17 protein-coding genes are annotated in these 19,403 nt (G+C 61.0%); 16 read left to right on the forward strand and 1 reads right to left on the reverse strand.

What is annotated here, in order from left to right:
- Positions 1-2 precede the first annotated feature (2 nt).
- The 10 genes from lpxB (at position 3) to ispD (ending at position 13,293) form a co-directional block, all read left to right on the forward strand.
- Positions 3-1,142 carry a lipid-A-disaccharide synthase gene (lpxB, locus tag BFN10_RS05450; protein ID WP_071488803.1) on the forward strand — a complete coding sequence of 380 codons (1,140 nt, stop codon included), beginning with the start codon at positions 3-5 and terminating at the stop codon, positions 1,140-1,142.
- The gene (rnhB, locus tag BFN10_RS05455) at positions 1,139-1,771 is read left to right on the forward strand and encodes a ribonuclease HII (RefSeq protein WP_071488804.1); all 633 of its coding nucleotides are present in this window, start codon (positions 1,139-1,141) and stop codon (positions 1,769-1,771) included. Before lpxB ends, rnhB begins: the two co-directional genes overlap by 4 nt.
- 72 nt (positions 1,772-1,843) lie before the next feature.
- The gene (dnaE, locus tag BFN10_RS05460) at positions 1,844-5,365 is read left to right on the forward strand and encodes a DNA polymerase III subunit alpha (protein WP_071488805.1); all 3,522 of its coding nucleotides are present in this window, start codon (positions 1,844-1,846) and stop codon (positions 5,363-5,365) included.
- Positions 5,366-5,494: 129 nt separating this feature from the next.
- The gene (locus BFN10_RS05465; protein ID WP_058425278.1) at positions 5,495-6,442 is read left to right on the forward strand and encodes an acetyl-CoA carboxylase carboxyltransferase subunit alpha; all 948 of its coding nucleotides are present in this window, start codon (positions 5,495-5,497) and stop codon (positions 6,440-6,442) included.
- Between the two features lie 161 nt (positions 6,443-6,603).
- Complete coding sequence (tilS, locus tag BFN10_RS05470) at positions 6,604-7,923, forward strand: tRNA lysidine(34) synthetase TilS (RefSeq protein ID WP_071488806.1); 1,320 nt, start codon at positions 6,604-6,606, stop codon at positions 7,921-7,923.
- A gap of 273 nt (positions 7,924-8,196) precedes the next feature.
- Positions 8,197-9,828, forward strand: a complete 1,632-nt coding sequence (locus tag BFN10_RS05475; RefSeq protein ID WP_071488807.1) for a CTP synthase — start codon at positions 8,197-8,199, stop codon at positions 9,826-9,828.
- Positions 9,829-9,833: 5 nt separating this feature from the next.
- On the forward strand, positions 9,834-10,679 hold the full coding sequence (gene kdsA / locus BFN10_RS05480) for a 3-deoxy-8-phosphooctulonate synthase (protein WP_027604465.1): 846 nt from the start codon (positions 9,834-9,836) through the stop codon (positions 10,677-10,679).
- A 157-nt stretch (positions 10,680-10,836) separates the two neighbouring features.
- Complete coding sequence (gene eno, locus BFN10_RS05485) at positions 10,837-12,126, forward strand: phosphopyruvate hydratase (protein ID WP_071488808.1); 1,290 nt, start codon at positions 10,837-10,839, stop codon at positions 12,124-12,126.
- Positions 12,127-12,310: 184 nt separating this feature from the next.
- Complete coding sequence (ftsB, locus tag BFN10_RS05490) at positions 12,311-12,589, forward strand: cell division protein FtsB (RefSeq protein WP_003172294.1); 279 nt, start codon at positions 12,311-12,313, stop codon at positions 12,587-12,589.
- Positions 12,586-13,293, forward strand: coding sequence for a 2-C-methyl-D-erythritol 4-phosphate cytidylyltransferase (gene ispD / locus BFN10_RS05495; RefSeq protein WP_071488809.1), 708 nt, complete (start codon positions 12,586-12,588; stop codon positions 13,291-13,293). The genes ftsB and ispD overlap by 4 nt, the downstream gene beginning before the upstream one ends.
- Before the next feature lie 112 nt (positions 13,294-13,405).
- Here ispD and BFN10_RS05500 read toward each other — a convergent pair whose 3' ends face one another.
- Positions 13,406-14,302, reverse strand: coding sequence for a LysR substrate-binding domain-containing protein (locus BFN10_RS05500; RefSeq protein WP_071488810.1), 897 nt, complete (start codon positions 14,300-14,302; stop codon positions 13,406-13,408).
- A 110-nt stretch (positions 14,303-14,412) separates the two neighbouring features.
- Between BFN10_RS05500 and BFN10_RS05505 the strand changes: the two genes are divergently transcribed.
- The 6 genes from BFN10_RS05505 to BFN10_RS05530 are packed head-to-tail and all read left to right on the forward strand — an operon-like array spanning position 14,413 to position 19,376.
- Positions 14,413-15,525 (forward strand): S-(hydroxymethyl)glutathione dehydrogenase/class III alcohol dehydrogenase, encoded by a 1,113-nt coding sequence (locus BFN10_RS05505; RefSeq protein ID WP_071488811.1) that lies wholly within the window; start codon positions 14,413-14,415, stop codon positions 15,523-15,525.
- An 8-nt stretch (positions 15,526-15,533) separates the two neighbouring features.
- Complete coding sequence (fghA, locus tag BFN10_RS05510) at positions 15,534-16,379, forward strand: S-formylglutathione hydrolase (protein WP_071488812.1); 846 nt, start codon at positions 15,534-15,536, stop codon at positions 16,377-16,379.
- Positions 16,380-16,433: 54 nt separating this feature from the next.
- Positions 16,434-16,907: a 2-C-methyl-D-erythritol 2,4-cyclodiphosphate synthase gene (ispF, locus tag BFN10_RS05515; protein ID WP_012722614.1), complete on the forward strand. Its 474-nt coding sequence runs from the start codon at positions 16,434-16,436 to the stop codon at positions 16,905-16,907.
- Entirely contained in the window at positions 16,904-17,962 is a 1,059-nt protein-coding gene (gene truD / locus BFN10_RS05520; protein ID WP_071488813.1) for a tRNA pseudouridine(13) synthase TruD, read from the forward strand. The genes ispF and truD overlap by 4 nt, the downstream gene beginning before the upstream one ends.
- The gene (gene surE / locus BFN10_RS05525; RefSeq protein WP_071488814.1) at positions 17,950-18,699 is read left to right on the forward strand and encodes a 5'/3'-nucleotidase SurE; all 750 of its coding nucleotides are present in this window, start codon (positions 17,950-17,952) and stop codon (positions 18,697-18,699) included. The genes truD and surE overlap by 13 nt, the downstream gene beginning before the upstream one ends.
- Before the next feature lie 41 nt (positions 18,700-18,740).
- Complete coding sequence (locus tag BFN10_RS05530) at positions 18,741-19,376, forward strand: protein-L-isoaspartate(D-aspartate) O-methyltransferase (protein ID WP_170856035.1); 636 nt, start codon at positions 18,741-18,743, stop codon at positions 19,374-19,376.
- The last annotated feature ends 27 nt before the right edge of the window (positions 19,377-19,403 follow it).

Genomic DNA, 19,403 nt, shown 5'->3' on the forward strand with positions numbered 1-19,403 from the left:
TCATGGCTAATCTGCGTATCGCGCTGGTGGCCGGGGAAGCTTCCGGCGACATTCTGGGCGCAGGTCTTATGCGGGCCCTCAAGGCCCAGCATCCAGCGGTAGAGTTCATCGGCGTCGGCGGCCCGCTGATGCAGGCTGAGGGGCTTACGTCCTACTTCCCCATGGAGCGTTTGTCTGTCATGGGGCTGGTCGAGGTGCTGGGCCGCCTGCGCGAGCTGCTGGCCCGCCGCAAGCTGCTGATCCAGACCCTGATCGAAGAAAAGCCGGACGTCTTTATCGGAATCGACGCGCCGGACTTCACCCTCAATATCGAACTCAAGTTGCGCCAGGCCGGCATCAAGACAGTGCACTATGTCAGCCCGTCCGTCTGGGCATGGCGGCAGAAGCGCGTGCTCAAGATCCGCGAAGGCTGCGACCTGATGCTGACCTTGCTGCCGTTCGAAGCGCGGTTCTATGAAGAAAAGGGCGTGCCGGTGCGGTTTGTCGGGCACACCCTGGCCGACACTATTCCCTTGCAGGCGGATCGCGCGGCCGCGCGTGCCGAGTTGGGCTTGCCCGACGGCCCATTGGTTGCGCTGATGCCGGGCAGCCGTGGCGGCGAAGTCGGCCGCCTGGCCTCGGTATTTTTCGACGCCGCAGAGCGTCTGCAGGTCTTGAAGCCGGGCGTACGTTTCGTGTTGCCCTGCGCCAGCCCGCAACGGCGTGCGCAGATCGAGACATTGCTGGAAGGGCGCAACCTGCCGTTGACCCTGCTCGATGGTCAATCGCACCTGGCCCTGGCGGCCTGCGATGCGGTGTTGATCGCTTCGGGGACGGCCACGCTGGAGGCCTTGCTGTACAAGCGTCCGATGGTCGTGGCCTACCGCCTGGCGCCGCTGACGTTCTGGATTCTCAAGCGCATGGTCAAAAGTCCTTACATCTCCCTGCCCAACCTGCTGGCCCAGCGCTTGTTGGTGCCGGAGTTGTTGCAGGACGATGCAACGCCTGAGGCGCTCGCGCAAACCTTGCTCCCCTTGATCGAGGGTGGCGAAGAACAGACCCGTGGTTTCGACGACATCCATCGCATACTGCGCCGTGACGCCTCGAACCAGGCGGCAGACGCCGTGTTGACTCTGATCGGCCAGAAGCAGGAGGCGTTATGAGTACGCAAATGGGCCTGGATTTCAGCCTGGTTGCCCAAGCCCACGAACTGGTAGCCGGTGTTGACGAGGTCGGGCGCGGACCTTTGTGCGGTGCGGTCGTCACGGCTGCGGTGATTCTTGATCCGAACCGTCCGATCCTCGGCCTCAACGACTCGAAAAAACTCACCGAAGCGCGCCGTGAAAAGCTCTACGACGAGATTTGCGAGAAAGCCCTGAGCTGGCACATCGCACGGGCCGAAGTTGAGGAAATCGACGAACTGAACATCCTCCACGCCACCATGCTCGCCATGCAGCGTGCAGTGGAGGGCCTGCACATTACGCCCAAACTGGCGATGATCGATGGCAACCGCTGCCCCAGACTGGCCATGCCATCGGAAGCGGTGGTGAAGGGCGATAGCAAGGTGCCGGCGATCGCGGCAGCCTCCATCCTGGCAAAGGTCAGTCGTGATCGTGAAATGGCGGCTTTCGAACTGATCTATCCCGGCTATGGCATCGGCGGTCATAAAGGCTACCCGACGCCCGTTCATCTGGAAGCCCTCGCACGTCTTGGCCCGACACCGATCCATCGCCGCTCGTTCGCCCCGGTGCGCCAGGCTTGCGAGGCGCGGGAGAGTCTCAGCGAGGTGTAGTCGCGAGGCTGATGTTTTTGCCAAGGCCCGGTACAATCCGGGCCTTGTTGTTTCCACGTATAAGAGATCACTATGCCGGCTTCATTCGTTCACCTACGCCTGCACACTGAATACTCCCTGGTCGACGGCCTGGTACGGATCAAACCGCTGGTCAAAACCCTGGTGGGCATGAACATGCCTGCGGTGGCGGTCACCGATCAGAACAACATGTGTTCCCTGGTCAAGTTCTACAAGAACGCCATGGGCGCCGGCATCAAGCCGATCTGCGGCGCCGACCTGTGGCTGTCCAACAAAGACCCGGATAACCCCCTGAGCCGCATCAGCCTGCTGGCGATGAACGGCGTGGGTTACCGCAACCTCACTGAACTGATTTCCCGTGGTTTCATTGACGGCCAGCGCAATGGCTCGATCATCATCGAGCGCGAATGGGTCGCCGAGGCCAGCGAAGGCCTGATCATGCTGTCGGCCGCCAAAGAGGGCGAAATCGGTATCGCGCTGCTGGGCGGCAACCCCCAGGAAGCCGAAGTGCTGGCCAGGGAATGGATGCAGGTCTTCCCCGACCGTTTTTACCTGGAAGTCCAGCGGACCAACCGCCCCAACGATGAAGAGCACCTGCACGCTGCCGTGGCCCTGGCCGACAAGCTGGGCGCGCCACTGGTGGCGACCAACGACGTGCGCTTCATCAAGAAGGAAGACTTCGAAGCCCACGAAACCCGCGTGTGCATCGGTGAAGGCCGGGCCCTGGATGACCCGCGTCGTTCGAAGAACTACAGCGAAGAGCAGTACCTCAAAAGCGCTGAGGAAATGGCCGAGCTGTTCAGCGACCTGCCCGAGGCCCTGGAAAACTCCGTCGAGATCGCCAAGCGCTGCAATATCGAGGTCAAGCTGGGCAAGCACTTCCTGCCCAACTTCCCGATTCCGGATGGCATGACCATCGACGAGTACTTCCGCAAAGTCTCGTTCGACGGGCTGGAAGAGCGGCTGGCCGTTCTGCTGCCCAGGGACACCACCGAAGATTACGAGGCCAAGCGCCAGGTTTATGTGGACCGGCTGAATTTCGAGCTGGATATCATCATCCAGATGGGATTCCCCGGTTACTTCCTGATCGTGATGGACTTTATCCAGTGGGCCAAGAACAACGGCGTGCCGGTTGGTCCGGGCCGGGGGTCAGGTGCCGGTTCGCTGGTGGCCTATGTGCAAAAGATCACCGACCTCGATCCGTTGGAATATGACCTGCTGTTCGAACGTTTCTTGAACCCGGAACGGGTTTCCATGCCCGACTTCGACGTCGACTTCTGCATGGATGGCCGTGACCGCGTGATCGAGTATGTGGCCGAGAAATACGGCCGCAACGCGGTAAGCCAGATCATCACCTTCGGTTCCATGGCGGCCAAAGCGGTAATCCGCGACGTGGCCCGGGTGCAGGGCAAGTCGTACGGCCTGGCGGATCGCCTGTCGAAGATGATCCCGTTCGAAGTCGGCATGACCCTGGAAAAGGCCTACGAGCAGGAAGAAATCTTGCGCGACTTCATCAAGGTCGATGAAGAAGCGGCCGAGATCTGGGAGATGGCCCGCAAGCTTGAAGGCGTGGTGCGTAACGTCGGTAAGCACGCGGGTGGCGTGGTCATCGCGCCGACAAAGTTGACTGACTTTTCGCCGATCTATTGCGATGAAGAAGGCGACGGCCTGGTCACCCAGTTCGACAAGGATGACGTGGAGGCGGCCGGCCTGGTGAAGTTCGACTTCCTCGGCCTGCGGACCCTGACCATCATCGACTGGGCGCTCAAGACCATCAACCGCGACCGCGCCAAGGTGGGCGAAGAACCGCTGGACATCGCTTTCATCCCGCTGGACGACAAGCCGACCTACACCCTGCTGCAAAAAGCCGAAACCACGGCGGTGTTCCAGCTTGAATCGCGTGGCATGAAAGAGCTGATCAAAAAGCTCAAGCCCGACTGCCTGGAAGACTTGATCGCACTGGTGGCCCTGTTCCGTCCGGGCCCGCTGCAATCGGGCATGGTGGACGACTTTATCAACCGTAAACACGGGCGCGCCGAGCTGGCCTACCCGCACTCGGACTACCAGTACGAAGGCCTCAAGCCGGTATTGGCACCGACCTACGGCATCATCCTGTATCAGGAACAGGTGATGCAGATTGCCCAGGTGATGGCCGGTTACACCCTGGGTGGCGCGGACATGCTGCGTCGAGCCATGGGTAAGAAAAAACCCGAGGAAATGGCCAAGCAGCGCGGTGGTTTCATTGAAGGTTGCGCGACCAACAATATCGACGCCGACCTCGCGGGTAACATCTTCGACCTGGTGGAGAAATTCGCCGGTTACGGCTTCAACAAATCCCACTCCGCCGCCTACGGCCTGGTGTCGTACCAGACTGCCTGGCTGAAAGCCCACTACCCGGCGCCGTTCATGGCTGCGGTACTTTCGGCGGATATGCACAACACCGACAAGGTCGTGACCTTGATCGAGGAAGTGCGCACCATGAAGCTGCGCCTTGATGCGCCGGATGTGAACGCCTCGGAGTTCAAGTTCACGGTAAACGACGAAGGCCGCATCATCTATGGCCTGGGCGCGATCAAAGGCGTCGGTGAAGGCCCGGTGGAAGCCATTACCGAAGCGCGCCAGGACGGTCCGTTCAAGGACCTGTTCGACTTCTGCGCACGGGTGGACCTCAAGCGCATCAACAAACGAACCCTCGATGGCCTGATCCGCAGCGGCGCGCTCGACCGTCTCGGCCCGTATTTCCATGACGAGCCGAAGGCTTACCAGGCCAATATCGACCGTAACCGTGCCGTGCTGCTCGCCGCCATGGAAGAAGCGATCAAGGCGGCCGAACAGACTGCACGTACCCATGACAGCGGCCATGCCGACCTGTTTGGCGGGTTGTTCGTCGAAGACGATGCGGATGTCTACGGTAACCACCGCAAGGCCAAGGAACTGACCCTCAAGGAACGCCTCAAGGGTGAGAAAGATACCCTGGGCTTGTACCTGACCGGCCATCCGATTGACGAATACGAAGGTGAAATCCGTCGCTTCGCCCGTCAGCGCATCATCGACCTGAAACCGGCGCGGGACACCCAGACCGTCGCCGGCATGATCATTGCCCTGCGGGTGATGAAGAACAAGAAGGGCGACAAGATGGGGTTTATCACCCTCGATGACCGCTCGGGCCGCATCGAAGCGTCGCTGTTTGCCGACGCGTTCCACTCCGCCCAGTCGTTGTTGCAGACCGACGCCATGGTGGTCGTCGAAGGGGAGGTCAGCAACGATGACTTCTCCGGCGGCCTGCGCCTGCGGATCAAGCGGGTGATGAGCATGGAAGATGCGCGCACCAATCTGGCCGAGAGCCTGCGCTTGAAGGTGAAAACCGAAGCGCTCAAGGGCGATCAGCTACGCTGGTTGGGCGACCTGCTCAAACGCCACCGTGGCGCGTGCCCGGTGACCATGGAGTACACCGGCAATGACGCCAAGGCCATGTTGCAGTTTGGCGAGACCTGGCGAATCGATCCCGCTGATGGCTTGATTCAAGCTTTGCGTGACCAGTTCGGGCGAGACAACGTCTTCCTCCAATACCGTTGATGGTCAGATATGTCTGACCTCGGCTAAACATTTAATCTCGACCTAAACGCGCCTCTCCCTTAAGGTAGGGCGCGAATAGACAACCGGCTGGCCAGGCATGCCCTGGCCGTCGACCCAAGACGGACGCTTATGAACCCGAATTTTCTTGATTTCGAACAGCCGATCGCTGACCTGCAAGCCAAGATCGAAGAGCTGCGCCTGGTCGGCAATGACAATTCGCTGAATATCGGCGATGAGATCTCCCGCCTGCAAGACAAGAGCAAAACGCTCACCGAAGACATCTTCGGCAAGCTGACCAGCTGGCAGATTGCGCGCCTGGCTCGCCACCCGCGCCGCCCGTACACCCTGGACTACATTCAGCACATCTTCACCGAGTTCGACGAGCTGCATGGCGACCGCCACTTCTCCGACGACGCGGCCATCGTCGGCGGTATCGCTCGCCTGGACGACCAGCCGGTGATGGTGATCGGTCACCAGAAAGGCCGTGAAGTGCGCGAGAAGGTCCGTCGCAACTTTGGCATGCCGCGTCCAGAGGGCTACCGCAAGGCGTGCCGCCTGATGGAAATGGCCGAGCGCTTCAAGATGCCGATCCTGACCTTCATCGACACCCCGGGCGCTTATCCGGGGATCGACGCCGAAGAGCGTAACCAGAGCGAGGCTATCGCCTGGAACCTGCGCGTCATGGCCCGCCTGAAAACCCCGATCATTGCCACCGTGATTGGTGAAGGCGGTTCCGGCGGTGCACTGGCCATCGGCGTCTGCGACCAGTTGAACATGCTGCAATACTCGACCTACGCGGTGATCTCGCCGGAAGGTTGCGCCTCGATCCTATGGAAAACCGCCGAAAAGGCACCGGACGCTGCCGAAGCCATGGGCATCACCGCCGATCGCCTCAAAGGCCTTGGGATCGTGGACAAAGTGATCGCCGAGCCATTGGGCGGCGCTCACCGTGACCCGGCTGCTGCTGCTGCGACCATCCGTGCTGAACTGGGTTCGCAACTGGCGATGCTCAAGAAGCTGGATAACGAAGCGCTGCTGGCTCGTCGTTACGAGCGCCTGATGAGCTACGGTCTCTAAGACCCACGCAATACCCAAATGTGGGAGGGGGCTTGCCCCGATTGCTGAGTGTCAGTCAATGTATCCAGGACTGGCCCACCGCTATCGGGGGCAAGCCCCCTCCCACATTTGCGTTGTGTATGCTTGGTGAGCGTATTCCAGACCAGAGGCGGTAACTTGTCATGAAACCGGCTCTGCCCGCCAAACTCGTGCAAATCCTAGCGCCTTGGCGCAACGCCCCGGCCTGGCACATCGCACTCTCCGGTGGCCTTGATTCCACCGTCCTGCTGCACCTCCTGGCCAACCTGGCGAAAACCGAAACCCTGCCACCCCTCAGCGCTGTCCATGTCCACCATGGCCTGCAGGCTGCCGCCGACGCGTGGCCGGCTCATTGCCAGTCGATCTGTGACAGCCTGGGCGTGCCTTTGCGCGTGATGGGCGTGCAGGTACAACCGGGCGCCAGCCTCGAGCGTGCCGCCCGTGACGCGCGCTACCAGGCATTTACCGAGGTGATCGGGGCGGGGCAGGTGATGCTCACCGGCCAGCATCGTGAAGACCAGGCAGAAACACTGTTGTTCCGCCTGCTGCGTGGGGCTGGGGTGCGCGGGTTGGCAGCGATGCCCGTGCAGCGCCGATTGGCAAGTGGCTACCTGGTAAGGCCATTGTTGCGTGTCTCCAGGGACGAGTTGGAAGCCTACGCACGCCAGTATCAGCTCAAATGGATCGAAGACCCTTCCAACGCAGATTTGCGTTTCTCCCGTAATTACCTGCGTCACCGCGTGCTTCCTGCACTGACGGAACGCTGGCCTCAGGCCTTCTCAAGCCTGGCGCGCACCGCCGAACACCTGAGTGAAGCCCAGGGCCTGCTCGATGAGCTGGCGCAGATGGACCTGCAGGCCGCCGATCAACCTTCCCCTTTTCCCTGGCTGAATTTGCCGTCCTTGGCTCTTGCGCCGCTGCGTGAGCTTTCCGACGCCCGTCAGCGCAACGCCCTGCGTCATTGGCTGACGCCGCTGACGCGCCTGCCCGACAGTGACCACTGGGCAGGCTGGTATTCCCTGCGCGATGCCAGGGGTGACGCACAACCTTTATGGCGCCTGGCCGACGGTGAGTTGCATCGCGGTGGCGAGCGCATCTGGTGGCTGCCCCGTGCAGGATCAGAATTTTCCGACGCATCGCTGAGCTGGTCCGATCCACAAAAAACACTAGAGTTACCCGGCAATGGTCAGTTGACGTTCACGGGCAGCGTGCCCGCAGGCCCGCTGGAGGTCCGCTACCGCCAGGGCGGCGAAATCCTCGACGTACCCGGTCGAGGCCGGCGTGACTTGAAGCGCCTGCTTAACGAAAGTGGCCTGCCGGGTTTCGTCCGTGGCAGATTGCCGCTGCTCTATCGCGGCCAGCAATTGCTGGGTGCACCCAGCCTTGCGGGACTGTGGCCGGCGGCAAGTGATGACTGGCAATTACATTGGATGCCACAGACCTGCGATCAAGGTTTGAGCTGATAGCGCCTTTCCGGTAGACTACGCTCCCTTCTTGATACAACTTCTGTGGATTCGACTGAATCGCAGCAGTTGCCGATTACCAAGCAGTCTTTGCTGGGCGATTCCAAAAAATGTGTAGCGATCAACGTACCGGTGTTTCATTGCTGGTCTGTCACCACGCGGCGGTTTTTTTGAAAGGTGCACTGTGATTAATGCAGGTGATCGGGGGCTTCGGCCTTCCTTCGCTTTCCCCGGCGGCTCGGACCGCTTTAACGCAGACTTCTAGGGTTTTTCATGACGCGCTACATATTCGTCACGGGCGGTGTTGTTTCTTCATTGGGGAAAGGCATTGCCTCCGCTTCATTGGCGGCCATCCTGGAGGCGCGGGGACTTAAGGTCACCATGCTCAAGCTGGACCCCTACATCAACGTTGACCCGGGCACCATGAGCCCGTTCCAGCACGGTGAAGTGTTCGTCACCCACGACGGCGCCGAAACCGACCTGGACCTGGGCCACTACGAGCGGTTCATCCGCACGACCATGACCCAGAACAACAACTTCACCACCGGCCGTGTCTACGAGCACGTGCTGCGCAAGGAGCGCCGTGGTGACTACCTGGGTGCAACCATCCAGGTGATCCCGCACATCACCGACGAAATCAAGCGCCGCATCATCAAGGGTGCCGGCGATGCCGACGTGGCGATGGTCGAGATCGGTGGCACCGTGGGTGACATCGAGTCCCAACCGTTCCTCGAAGCCATCCGCCAGTTGCGTTTCGAAGTCGGCGCCAAGCGCGCGATGCTGATGCACCTGACCCTGGTGCCGTACATCGCCACCGCCGGCGAGACCAAAACCAAGCCTACCCAGCACTCGGTCAAGGAACTGCGTTCCATCGGCCTGCAGCCGGACGTGCTGGTGTGCCGCTCCGATCACCCGATCGACATTTCCTCGCGTCGCAAGATCGCGCAATTCACCAACGTTGAAGAACGTGCGGTGATCGCGCTGGAAGACGCCGACACCATCTACAAGATCCCGGGCATCCTGCACTCCCAAGGCCTGGACGATTTTGTGGTCGAGCGCTTCGGCCTGCAATGCAACGGCGCGGACCTGTCCGAGTGGGAAGCCGTGGTCGACGCCAAGCTCAACCCTGAGCACGAAGTCACCATCGCCATGGTCGGCAAGTACATGGAGCTGCTGGACGCGTACAAGTCGCTGATCGAAGCGATGAGCCACGCGGGTATCAGCAACCGTACCAAGGTCAACCTGCGCTACATCGACTCCGAAGACATCGAGAACCAGGGCACCGCGCTGCTCGAAGGTGTCGACGCGATCCTCGTGCCAGGCGGTTTCGGCCTGCGTGGCGTGGAAGGCAAGATCACCGCGGTTCAGTACGCTCGTGAAAACAAGGTGCCGTACCTGGGGATCTGCCTGGGCATGCAAGTGGCTGTCATCGAATTCGCCCGTAACGTGCTGGGCTGGAAAGACGCCAACTCCACCGAGTTCGACAGTAAGAGCGGTCACCCGGTCGTGGGCCTGATCACCGAGTGGGAAGATGCCACCGGCGCCGTCGAAGTCCGCACCGAAGCCTCCGACCTGGGCGGCACCATGCGCCTTGGCGCGCAGGACTGCCTGCTGGAGCCGGGCTCGCTGGTTCACGACTGCTACGGCAAGGACGTGATTGTCGAGCGTCACCGTCACCGCTACGAAGTGAACAACAACCTGCTGCCGCAGATCAAAGAGGCCGGCCTGAAGATCTCCGGTCGCTCCGGTGACGGCGCGCTGGTTGAAGTGGTCGAGGCGCCGGATCATCCGTGGTTCGTGGCGTGCCAGTTCCACCCTGAGTTCACCTCGACGCCGCGCGACGGTCACCCGTTGTTCAGCGGTTTCGTCAAGGCAGCCCTGACGCAACACCAGAAGAAGGCGTAACCCTGATGGCCCAGAAGATCATTCGCGTAGGCGACATCGAGATTGCCAACGACAAGCCCATGGTGCTGTTCGGTGGCATGAACGTGCTGGAAAGCCGTGACATGGCGATGCAGGTCTGTGAAGAGTACGTCAAGGTCACCGAGAAGCTCGGTATCCCTTACGTATTCAAGGCCAGCTTCGACAAGGCCAACCGTTCGTCCGTGACCTCCTATCGCGGCCCGGGCCTTGAAGAAGGCATGCGGATCTTCCAGGACATCAAGCAAGCCTTCGGCGTGCCGATCATCACCGACGTCCACGAGCCTGAGCAGGCTGCCGTGGTCGCCGAGGTGTGCGACATCATCCAGTTGCCGGCCTTCCTGTCGCGCCAGACCGACCTGGTCGTCGCGATGGCCAGGACCGGCGCTGTGATCAATATCAAGAAAGCCCAGTTCCTCGCACCCCAAGAGATGAAACACATCCTGAACAAGTGCGTGGAAGCGGGTAACGACCAACTGATCCTCTGCGAGCGGGGTTCGAGCTTCGGCTACAACAACCTCGTGGTGGACATGCTTGGTTTCGGCATCATGAAACAGTTCGAATACCCGGTGTTCTTCGACGTGACCCACGCGCTGCAAATGCCCGGTGGTCGCGCCGATTCCGCGGGCGGGCGTCGTGCCCAGGTGCTGGACCTGGCCAAGGCAGGCATCAGCCAGTCCCTGGCTGGCCTGTTCCTGGAAGCCCACCCGGACCCGGACAACGCCAAATGCGACGGCCCATGTGCCCTGCGCCTGGACAAGCTGGAGCCGTTCCTGGCCCAGCTCAAGCAGTTGGACGAACTGGTCAAGAGTTTTCCGACGGTAGAGACCGCGTAAGCGTCGTTTCTCCGGTAGACTTTCCCACGCTTTACGCTCAGGCCTATGGGCCTGAGCCTTGTCGCCTGCAAGCCTGCCCCGTTGTTCCACCCTTGCGGTCGGTCAAAAGATTCCCTTCAGCTGCGTCGTTTTCGTCAACTTTGGAGTGTTTACAACAATGGCAAAAATCGTCGACATCAAAGGTCGTGAAGTTCTCGACTCCCGTGGCAACCCCACCGTCGAAGCCGACGTGCTTCTCGATAACGGCATCATCGGCAGCGCCTGCGCGCCGTCCGGTGCTTCTACCGGTTCGCGCGAAGCGCTGGAACTGCGTGATGGCGACAAGGGCCGTTACCTGGGCAAAGGTGTACTGAAAGCCGTGGCCAACATCAACGGCCCGATCCGTGACCTGTTGCTGGGCAAGGACCCGCTGGACCAGAAAGCCCTGGACCACGCGATGATCAAGCTCGATGGCACCGAAAACAAAGGCAGCCTGGGCGCCAACGCCATCCTCGCCGTGTCCCTGGCCGCCGCCAAGGCCGCCGCACAGGACCAGGACTTGCCGCTGTACGCGCACATTGCCAACCTGAACGGCACCCCGGGCGTCTACTCGATGCCGGTACCGATGATGAACATCATCAACGGTGGCGAGCATGCCGATAACAACGTCGACATCCAGGAATTCATGGTACAGCCGGTCGGCGCCAAGTCTTTCTCCGAAGGCCTGCGCATGGGCACCGAGATTTTCCATCACCTCAAGGCTGTGCTGAAGGCCCGTGGCCTGAGCACTGCGGTGGGTGACGAAGGCGGTTTTGCACCGAACCTGGCGTCCAACGAAGATGCACTGAAAGTGATCTCCGAAGCCGTGGCCAACGCTGGCTACAAGCTGGGCACCGACGTGACCCTGGCCCTGGACTGCGCGGCCAGCGAGTTCTACGAGGACGGTAAGTACAACCTGTCCGGCGAAGGCCAGGTGTTCAACTCCGAAGGTTTCGCCGAATACCTGAAGGGCCTGACCCAGCGCTACCCGATCATCTCGATCGAAGACGGCCTGGACGAGTCCGACTGGGACGGCTGGAAAATCCTCACCGACAAGATCGGCGAGAAAATCCAACTGGTGGGCGACGACCTGTTCGTGACCAACACCAAGATCCTGAAAGAAGGCATCGATAAAAAGATCGCCAACTCGATCCTGATCAAGTTCAACCAGATCGGCACCCTGACCGAAACCCTGGAGGCCATCCAGATGGCCAAGGCTGCGGGCTACACCGCCGTGATCTCGCACCGCTCCGGCGAAACCGAAGATTCGACCATTGCCGACCTGGCCGTGGGCACCTCGGCTGGCCAGATCAAGACCGGTTCCCTGTGCCGTTCCGACCGTGTTTCCAAGTACAACCAATTGCTGCGTATCGAAGAGCAACTGGCTGGCAAGGCCAAGTACAACGGTCGCGGCGAGTTTCGCGGCTGATCGCTAGTTGATGGTGAAACATGGTAAAAAGTCGGCGGATTGCGTCGGAAAACTCACGACAGTGTGGATTTCGACGCTAATCTGATGGCTATCAAGCACAAGCCTGGTTTTTCCAGGCTTCGTGCTATCAGTTGCTGCAAAAGTTTTGCATGGCGGTCTTTTTTCACTGGATACCCGATATTCGATGCGCAGTCCCAATTGGTTGTTCCTCGTCTTGCTCTTGTTGCTGGCTGGCCTGCAGTACCGCCTATGGGTGGGTAATGGCAGCTTTGCGCAGGTAAAAGACCTGACCCAGCAAATTGCCGACCAGCACGCCGAAAACGAACGCCTGCTGGAGCGCAACCGCGTCCTCGATGCCGAAGTGCTTGAGTTGAAAAAAGGTACGGAGACCGTTGAAGAGCGGGCTCGTCATGAATTGGGCATGGTCAAGGAGGGTGAAACCCTCTACCAGTTGGCCCAATGAGTAGCCGTTTGCCGGCCTTCTGGGCCGTGATTCCTGCCGCGGGCGTCGGTGCCCGTATGGCCGCGGACCGTCCCAAGCAATATCTGCAACTGGGCGGGCGCACTATTCTCGAACACAGCCTTGGCTGTTTTCTTGGCCATCCAGACCTTAAAGGGTTGGTGGTCAGTCTTGCTGTCGATGATCCTTACTGGCCCAACCTGCCTTGTGCCAACGACCCACGCGTCGTGCGTGCGGACGGCGGCGACGAGCGTTCGGGGTCTGTGCTCAATGCGCTGCTTCAGCTCAATGCCCTGGGCGCCAGTGATGACGATTGGGTGCTGGTCCACGATGCTGCACGGCCGAACCTGAGCCGTGATGATCTGGACAGCTTGCTCGCCGAACTGGCGGACGACCCGGTCGGCGGCCTGTTGGCCGTACCGGCCCGCGATACCCTCAAGCGCGTCGACAAGCGTGGCCGTGTGGTCGAGACCGTCGATCGCAGCCTGATCTGGCAGGCTTATACGCCGCAGATGTTCCGCCTGGGGGCTTTGCATCGTGCCTTGGCCGACAGCCTGGTGGCGGATGCGGTGATTACCGATGAAGCTTCGGCCATGGAGTGGTCCGGCCAGTCGCCACGCCTGATCGAAGGGCGCTCGGACAACATCAAGGTGACCCGGCCGGAAGATCTGGAATGGCTACGGCTGCGGTGGGTCAACCGCAGGTAATCTGCGATACCGTGTCGACCTCATCGGGGGCAAGCCCCCTCCCACATTGAAATACATTCCAAGTGTGGGAGGGGGGCTTGCCCCCGATGAGGCCCGTCCAAACCACCAACAGTCAACTGCTGTACTCCGGCCTTTCAGCCAGCCCCTCCTTCAAGAAATCCACCAACTTCCTGACCTTCGGCGACAAATGCCTCTGCTGTGGATACAGCGCCCACACTGCCGTATTCGGCGGTTGATGCGCCTCCAGCAGCGACACCAGCGCGCCACTGTGCAAATGCTCCAGCACGTAATAGTCCGGCAACTGGCACAACCCGACGCCCTGTAGCGCCGCATCCAGCACCGCTTGCCCGCTGTTGCAGCGCCAATTTCCCTGCACGCGCTGGGAAAACTCCCGGCCGTCCTGGGCCAGTTGCCAGATATCCGAGCTGCCGATGAGACAGTTATGCCGGCTCAATTCCGACAAGCTATGTGGCCGACCATACCGAGCGAGGTAGGACGGCGACGCACACAGGTACATGCGCCTCGGCGCCAGTCGGCTGGCGACCATGCGCGAATCCTGCAGACGCCCCAGGCGGATCGCCAGGTCGAGGCCTTCGTGCACCAGGTCCAACTGGCGGTTGCTCAGCTCGATATCCACCCGCAACTGCGGATACAGCCCCATGAACCGGGTGACCAGCGGCACGATAAAGCGCTCGCCATACGCCACCGCGCAGGTCATGCGCAACATGCCCTTGGGCTCGCTGGTGAGGTCACCTACGGCGCGCAGGGCTTCTTCACGCCCGTCCTGCAGGCGTTGGCAGTGTTGCAGGAACGTCTGGCCTGCTTCGGTCAACGTCACTTTGCGCGTACTGCGATATAACAAGCGGGTTTGCAGGCGTTCTTCCAGACGCGCCACCTGCCGGCTGATATGGGAAGACGACACCCCCAGCCGTTCCGCAGCCGCTGTGAATTGGCCGCATTCGGCCACCGCGACAAATTCGTCGATACCTTCCCAGCGGTTTTCAAGCACGTGGATTATCCCTGTACAGCAATAAAGTTTTGCTTTTGCCTGGATTATTCATCAGTCAGGCATGTTTTACACTCACGCACTCAGTTTTTTAACCTCCTGGAGAAACCTGGATGATCAAGTCCCGCGCCGCCGTAGCCTTCGAAGCCAAGAAGCCCCTTGAGATCGTCGAAGTGGATGTCGCCATGCCCAAGGCGGGTGAAGTGCTGTTGCGCGTGGTCGCGTCCGGCGTGTGCCATACCGACGCCTATACCCTGTCGGGCGCCGACCCGGAAGGTATCTTCCCGTCGATCCTCGGTCACGAAGGCGGCGCGGTGGTTGAAGCGATCGGCGAAGGCGTGACGTCGGTGGCCGTGGGCGATCATGTGATCCCGCTGTACACCCCGGAATGCGGCAAGTGCAAGTTCTGCCTGTCGGGCAAGACCAACCTGTGCCAGGCCATCCGTTCCACCCAGGGCAAAGGCCTGATGCCGGACGGCACCACGCGTTTCTCCTACAAAGGCCAGCCGATTTTCCACTACATGGGCACTTCGACGTTCTCCGAGTACACCGTGCTGCCGGAAATCTCCGTGGCCAGGATTCCTAAAGAGGCGCCGCTGGAAAAAGTCTGCCTGCTCGGTTGCGGCGTCACCACGGGCATCGGCGCGGTAATCAACACCGCCAAGGTCAAGCCAGGCGATACCGTTGCCATCTTCGGCCTCGGCGGTATCGGCCTGTCGGCAGTGATTGGTGCGGTCAAGGCCAAGGCGGGTCGCATCATCGCCATCGATATCAACCCGGCCAAGTTTGAAATCGCCAAGCAACTGGGGGCGACCGACTGCATCAACCCGAAAGATTACGATCGCCCGATCCAGGACGTGATCGTCGACCTCACCGATGGCGGCGTGGACTTCTCCTTCGAATGTATCGGCAACGTGCAACTGATGCGCGCCGCCCTCGAGTGCTGCCACAAAGGCTGGGGCGAGTCGGTGATCATCGGCGTGGCCGGTGCCGGCCAGGAAATCGCCACCCGTCCATTCCAGTTGGTGACCGGTCGCGTCTGGCGCGGTTCGGCCTTCGGTGGCGTGCGTGGTCGCTCCGAACTGCCAAGCTACGTAGAAATGGCCCAGACCGGCGAGATCCCGCTGGACACCTTCATCACCCACACCATGGGCCTGGAAGACATCAACAAAGCGTTTGACCTGATGCATGAAGGCAAGAGCATTCGTACCGTCATCCACTTCTGAGGTTCGCCATGAGTCTGGAAAACCTGTCGTGCCAGAAGAGTTTCGGCGGCTGGCATAAACGCTACAAGCATCATTCCGATGTGCTTGGTTGTGACATGACCTTCGCTGTCTACCTGCCGCCGCAAGCGGAGCAGGGCGGCAAATTGCCGGTGCTGTACTGGCTGTCCGGTCTCACTTGCACCGATGAGAACTTCATGCAGAAGGCGGGCGCGCAGCGCATGGCTGCCGAGCTGGGGTTGATCATCGTGGCGCCGGACACCAGCCCGCGAGGTCCGGGTGTGCCGGACGACCCGGATAACGCCTGGGATTTCGGTCTCGGTGCCGGCTTTTATCTGAATGCCACCCAGGAACCCTGGGCCAAGCACTACCGGATGTATGACTACGTCGTGCAAGAATTGCCGGCGTTGATCGAAGGGCATTTCCCTGCCTCGGATAAACGTGGCATCAGCGGCCACTCCATGGGTGGCCACGGTGCGCTGGTCTGTGCCTTGCGCAACCCCGGGCGCTACCTGTCGGTGTCGGCGTTTTCGCCGATCAACAACCCGATGGATTGCCCGTGGGGCCAGAAAGCGTTCTCCCGCTACTTGGGCGAAGAGCGTTCAAAATGGCGCGAGTGGGACACCTGTGTGCTGATCAGCGAAGCTACGGAAAAGCTGCCACTGCTGGTTGACCAGGGCGACCGCGACGACTTCCTCGCCGTGCAACTCAAGCCCGAAGCCCTGCAGCAGGCAGCCAAGGCGGCCAACCACCCGCTGGAACTGCGCCTGCAACCGGGCTATGACCACAGCTACTTCTTTATCGCCAGCTTCATCGAAGACCATTTGCGACACCATGGCCGTGCTTTGCTCGGTTAATGTGAGGCAAAAGTAGGTAGAATCACGCCCTGAATTAAATCGGGGCGTTTTTTTATGCGTATTGGCCACGGCTACGATGTGCACCGTTTCGCCGAAGGCGATTTCATCACCCTGGGCGGCGTGCGCATTGCGCACCACCATGGTTTGCTGGCTCATTCCGACGGCGACGTCGTGTTGCATGCCTTGAGCGATGCCTTGCTCGGCGCGGCGGCGTTGGGTGATATCGGCAAGCACTTTCCGGACACCGACCCGACGTTCAAGGGCGCGGACAGCCGCGTCTTGCTGCGCCATGTGGTTGGCCTGATCCATGCCAAGGGCTGGAAAGTCGGCAACGTCGACAACACCATCGTGGCCCAGGCGCCGAAGATGGCCCCGCATATCGAGTCGATGCGCGCGCTGATTGCCGCCGACCTGCAAATTGAACTGGATCAAGTCAACGTGAAAGCCACCACCACCGAAAAGCTCGGGTTCACCGGCCGTGAAGAGGGCATTGCCGTGCACTCCGTTGCCTTGTTGCTGCGCGCATGAATGACCTGCACCTGCTGGGCCCTCGGGCCTATGGCGAGGCCTTGGGCAGCGCGGTACTGAAGGCGACGGCCGAAGACTTCCAGGTTGACGAAGTGCTGGACATTCCGCTGACCGGCGAAGGCGAACACCTGTGGTTGTGGGTGGAAAAGCGCGGCCTCAACACCGAGGAAGCCGCGCGGCGTATCGCCAGGGCGGCCGGCGTGCCGTTACGCACCGTCAGCTATGCCGGGCTCAAGGATCGCCAGGCGTTGACTCGCCAATGGTTCAGCGTGCAACTGCCGGGCAAGGCCGACCCGGACATGAGCGCGGCAGAGAACGACACGCTCAAGGTTCTCAAGACCGCTCGCCACAAGCGCAAGCTGCAGCGCGGTGCGCATTCGGCCAATGGGTTCACTTTGCGCCTGACGCAGTTGGCCGGTGATACCGCAGCCATCGATGCGCGGTTGCAACAGATTGCCCAACACGGCATTCCCAACTATTTCGGTGCCCAGCGTTTTGGCCACAACGGCGGCAATGTCGTGGACGCTCGCGAGTGGGCCGCCCGCAAAGCCTTGCCGGAACAGCGCAATGTGCGTTCGCGGTTGTTGTCCACCGCCCGCAGCTTTTTGTTCAACAAAGTGCTGGCGGCACGTGTGGCCGATGGCTCGTGGCAACGGGCCCAGGTCGGCGACCTGCTGGCGTTTACCGACAGCCGCAGTTTTTTTCCGGCTGGCGAAGCGGAATGCAGTGACCCGCGCCTGGCAATCCTGGACCTGCACCCGACCGGGCCGCAGTGGGGCGAGGGCGACTCGCCGGCCAGTGGTGCAACCTTCGAGCTGGAACAGGCGGTTGCCGCTGGTGAAGCCGACCTGCGAGATTGGCTGGTGAATGCCGGCATGAGCCAGGAACGTCGCATTCTTCGACTGCCCATTGGCGGTTTGACGTGGCATTATCCCTCGCTGGACATTCTGCAATTGGAATTCGTCCTGCCGGCCGGATGCTTCGCCACTGTGTTGGTGCGCGAGCTTGTTGATCTGGTGCCGGCGGGGCAGACGGACAACCCATGCGTATTCTGATATCAAACGATGACGGTGCCACCGCACCCGGTCTTGCCGCGCTTTATGCTGCGCTGCAGGATTATGCCGAGTGCGTGGTGGTTGCCCCCGACCAGGACAAGAGTGGCGCCAGCAGTTCGTTGACGCTCGACCGTCCGCTGCACCCGCAAGTCCTGGCCAATGGCTTTATCAGTGTGAACGGCACGCCTACCGACTGCGTCCACCTGGCAATCAACAGTCTGCTGGAGCAGGCGCCGGACCTGGTGGTGTCGGGCATCAACCTGGGTGCAAACCTGGGGGATGATGTGCTGTATTCCGGGACCGTGGCGGCGGCCCTTGAGGGGCGCTTCCTGGGTCGTACTGGGTTCGCCTTTTCGTTTGCCTCGCGGCAACTGGATAACCTGGCAACCGCTGCGCATTTCGCGCGCAAGCTGGTGGAGGCCCATGGCTCTCTGGATCTGCCACCGCGTACGGTGCTCAACGTCAATATTCCCAACCTGCCCCTTGATCATATTCGCGGTATCAAGCTGACGCGCCTGGGCCATCGTGCCCGTGCGGCGGCGCCGTTGAAGGTGGTCGACCCGCGTGGCAAGGAAGGCTATTGGATTGCCGCAGCGGGTGATGCCGAAGATGGCGGTGAAGGCACGGACTTTCATGCGGTGATGCAAGGCTATGTGTCGATTACCCCATTGCAATTTGATCGCACCTTCAGTGATGCCTTCAGTGGTCTCGATGGCTGGCTGGAGGGGCTGCGCTGATGGGCCGTGAACAAGACGACTTGCTGCGTCGCGGCATCGGGATGACGTCCCAGCGTACCCGCGAACGCCTGATCCAGCGCCTGTACGAAGAAGGGTTGTCCAACGCTCAGGTGCTGGAAGTGATCCGGCGTACGCCTCGCCATCTGTTTGTCGATGAAGCCCTGGCTCACCGAGCCTACGAAGACACAGCGTTGCCCATCGGCCATAACCAGACCATCTCCCAACCGTACATGGTGGCGCGCATGAGCGAGCTGCTGCTGGCGGCGGGGCCGTTGGACAAGGTGCTGGAAATCGGCACCGGCTCCGGCTACCAGACCGCCGTGCTGGCGCAACTGGTGGAGCGGGTGTTCTCGGTCGAGCGCATCAAGGTGCTGCAAGACCGGGCCAAGGAGCGTCTGGTGGAGTTGAACCTGCGCAACGTGGTATTCCGCTGGGGTGACGGCTGGGAAGGCTGGCCGGCGCTGGCGCCGTACAACGGCATCATCGTCACCGCTGTGGCCACCGATATCCCGCAAGCGTTGCTCGATCAACTTGCCCCAGGCGGACGCCTGGTGATCCCGGTGGGATCCGGCGAAGTGCAACAATTGATGCTCATTATCCGTGAGGACGAAGGCTTTTCCCGGCATGTGCTGGGGGCCGTGCGTTTTGTGCCGTTGCTCAATGGGCCGCTGGCCTGATCATTTGTTCGCGGGCAGTGAATTCTG

Origin of the sequence: Pseudomonas extremorientalis (genome assembly GCF_001870465.1) — a bacterium.
Lineage (GTDB): Bacteria > Pseudomonadota > Gammaproteobacteria > Pseudomonadales > Pseudomonadaceae > Aquipseudomonas > Aquipseudomonas extremorientalis.

What these genes read in the sequence shown, in the direction of transcription:
- ispD (WP_071488809.1), top strand. Translation starts at nt 12,586, where the DNA reads ATGAGTAGCCGTTTGCCGGCCTTCTGGGCCGTGATTCCTGCCGCGGGC.
- BFN10_RS05530 (WP_170856035.1), top strand. Translation starts at nt 18,741, where the DNA reads ATGACGTCCCAGCGTACCCGCGAACGCCTGATCCAGCGCCTGTACGAA.
- surE (WP_071488814.1), top strand. Translation starts at nt 17,950, where the DNA reads ATGCGTATTCTGATATCAAACGATGACGGTGCCACCGCACCCGGTCTT.
- fghA (WP_071488812.1), top strand. Translation starts at nt 15,534, where the DNA reads ATGAGTCTGGAAAACCTGTCGTGCCAGAAGAGTTTCGGCGGCTGGCAT.
- BFN10_RS05505 (WP_071488811.1), top strand. Translation starts at nt 14,413, where the DNA reads ATGATCAAGTCCCGCGCCGCCGTAGCCTTCGAAGCCAAGAAGCCCCTT.
- dnaE (WP_071488805.1), top strand. Translation starts at nt 1,844, where the DNA reads ATGCCGGCTTCATTCGTTCACCTACGCCTGCACACTGAATACTCCCTG.
- kdsA (WP_027604465.1), top strand. Translation starts at nt 9,834, where the DNA reads ATGGCCCAGAAGATCATTCGCGTAGGCGACATCGAGATTGCCAACGAC.
- rnhB (WP_071488804.1), top strand. Translation starts at nt 1,139, where the DNA reads ATGAGTACGCAAATGGGCCTGGATTTCAGCCTGGTTGCCCAAGCCCAC.
- tilS (WP_071488806.1), top strand. Translation starts at nt 6,604, where the DNA reads ATGAAACCGGCTCTGCCCGCCAAACTCGTGCAAATCCTAGCGCCTTGG.
- eno (WP_071488808.1), top strand. Translation starts at nt 10,837, where the DNA reads ATGGCAAAAATCGTCGACATCAAAGGTCGTGAAGTTCTCGACTCCCGT.
- BFN10_RS05465 (WP_058425278.1), top strand. Translation starts at nt 5,495, where the DNA reads ATGAACCCGAATTTTCTTGATTTCGAACAGCCGATCGCTGACCTGCAA.
- ispF (WP_012722614.1), top strand. Translation starts at nt 16,434, where the DNA reads ATGCGTATTGGCCACGGCTACGATGTGCACCGTTTCGCCGAAGGCGAT.
- lpxB (WP_071488803.1), top strand. Translation starts at nt 3, where the DNA reads ATGGCTAATCTGCGTATCGCGCTGGTGGCCGGGGAAGCTTCCGGCGAC.
- ftsB (WP_003172294.1), top strand. Translation starts at nt 12,311, where the DNA reads ATGCGCAGTCCCAATTGGTTGTTCCTCGTCTTGCTCTTGTTGCTGGCT.
- truD (WP_071488813.1), top strand. Translation starts at nt 16,904, where the DNA reads ATGAATGACCTGCACCTGCTGGGCCCTCGGGCCTATGGCGAGGCCTTG.
- BFN10_RS05475 (WP_071488807.1), top strand. Translation starts at nt 8,197, where the DNA reads ATGACGCGCTACATATTCGTCACGGGCGGTGTTGTTTCTTCATTGGGG.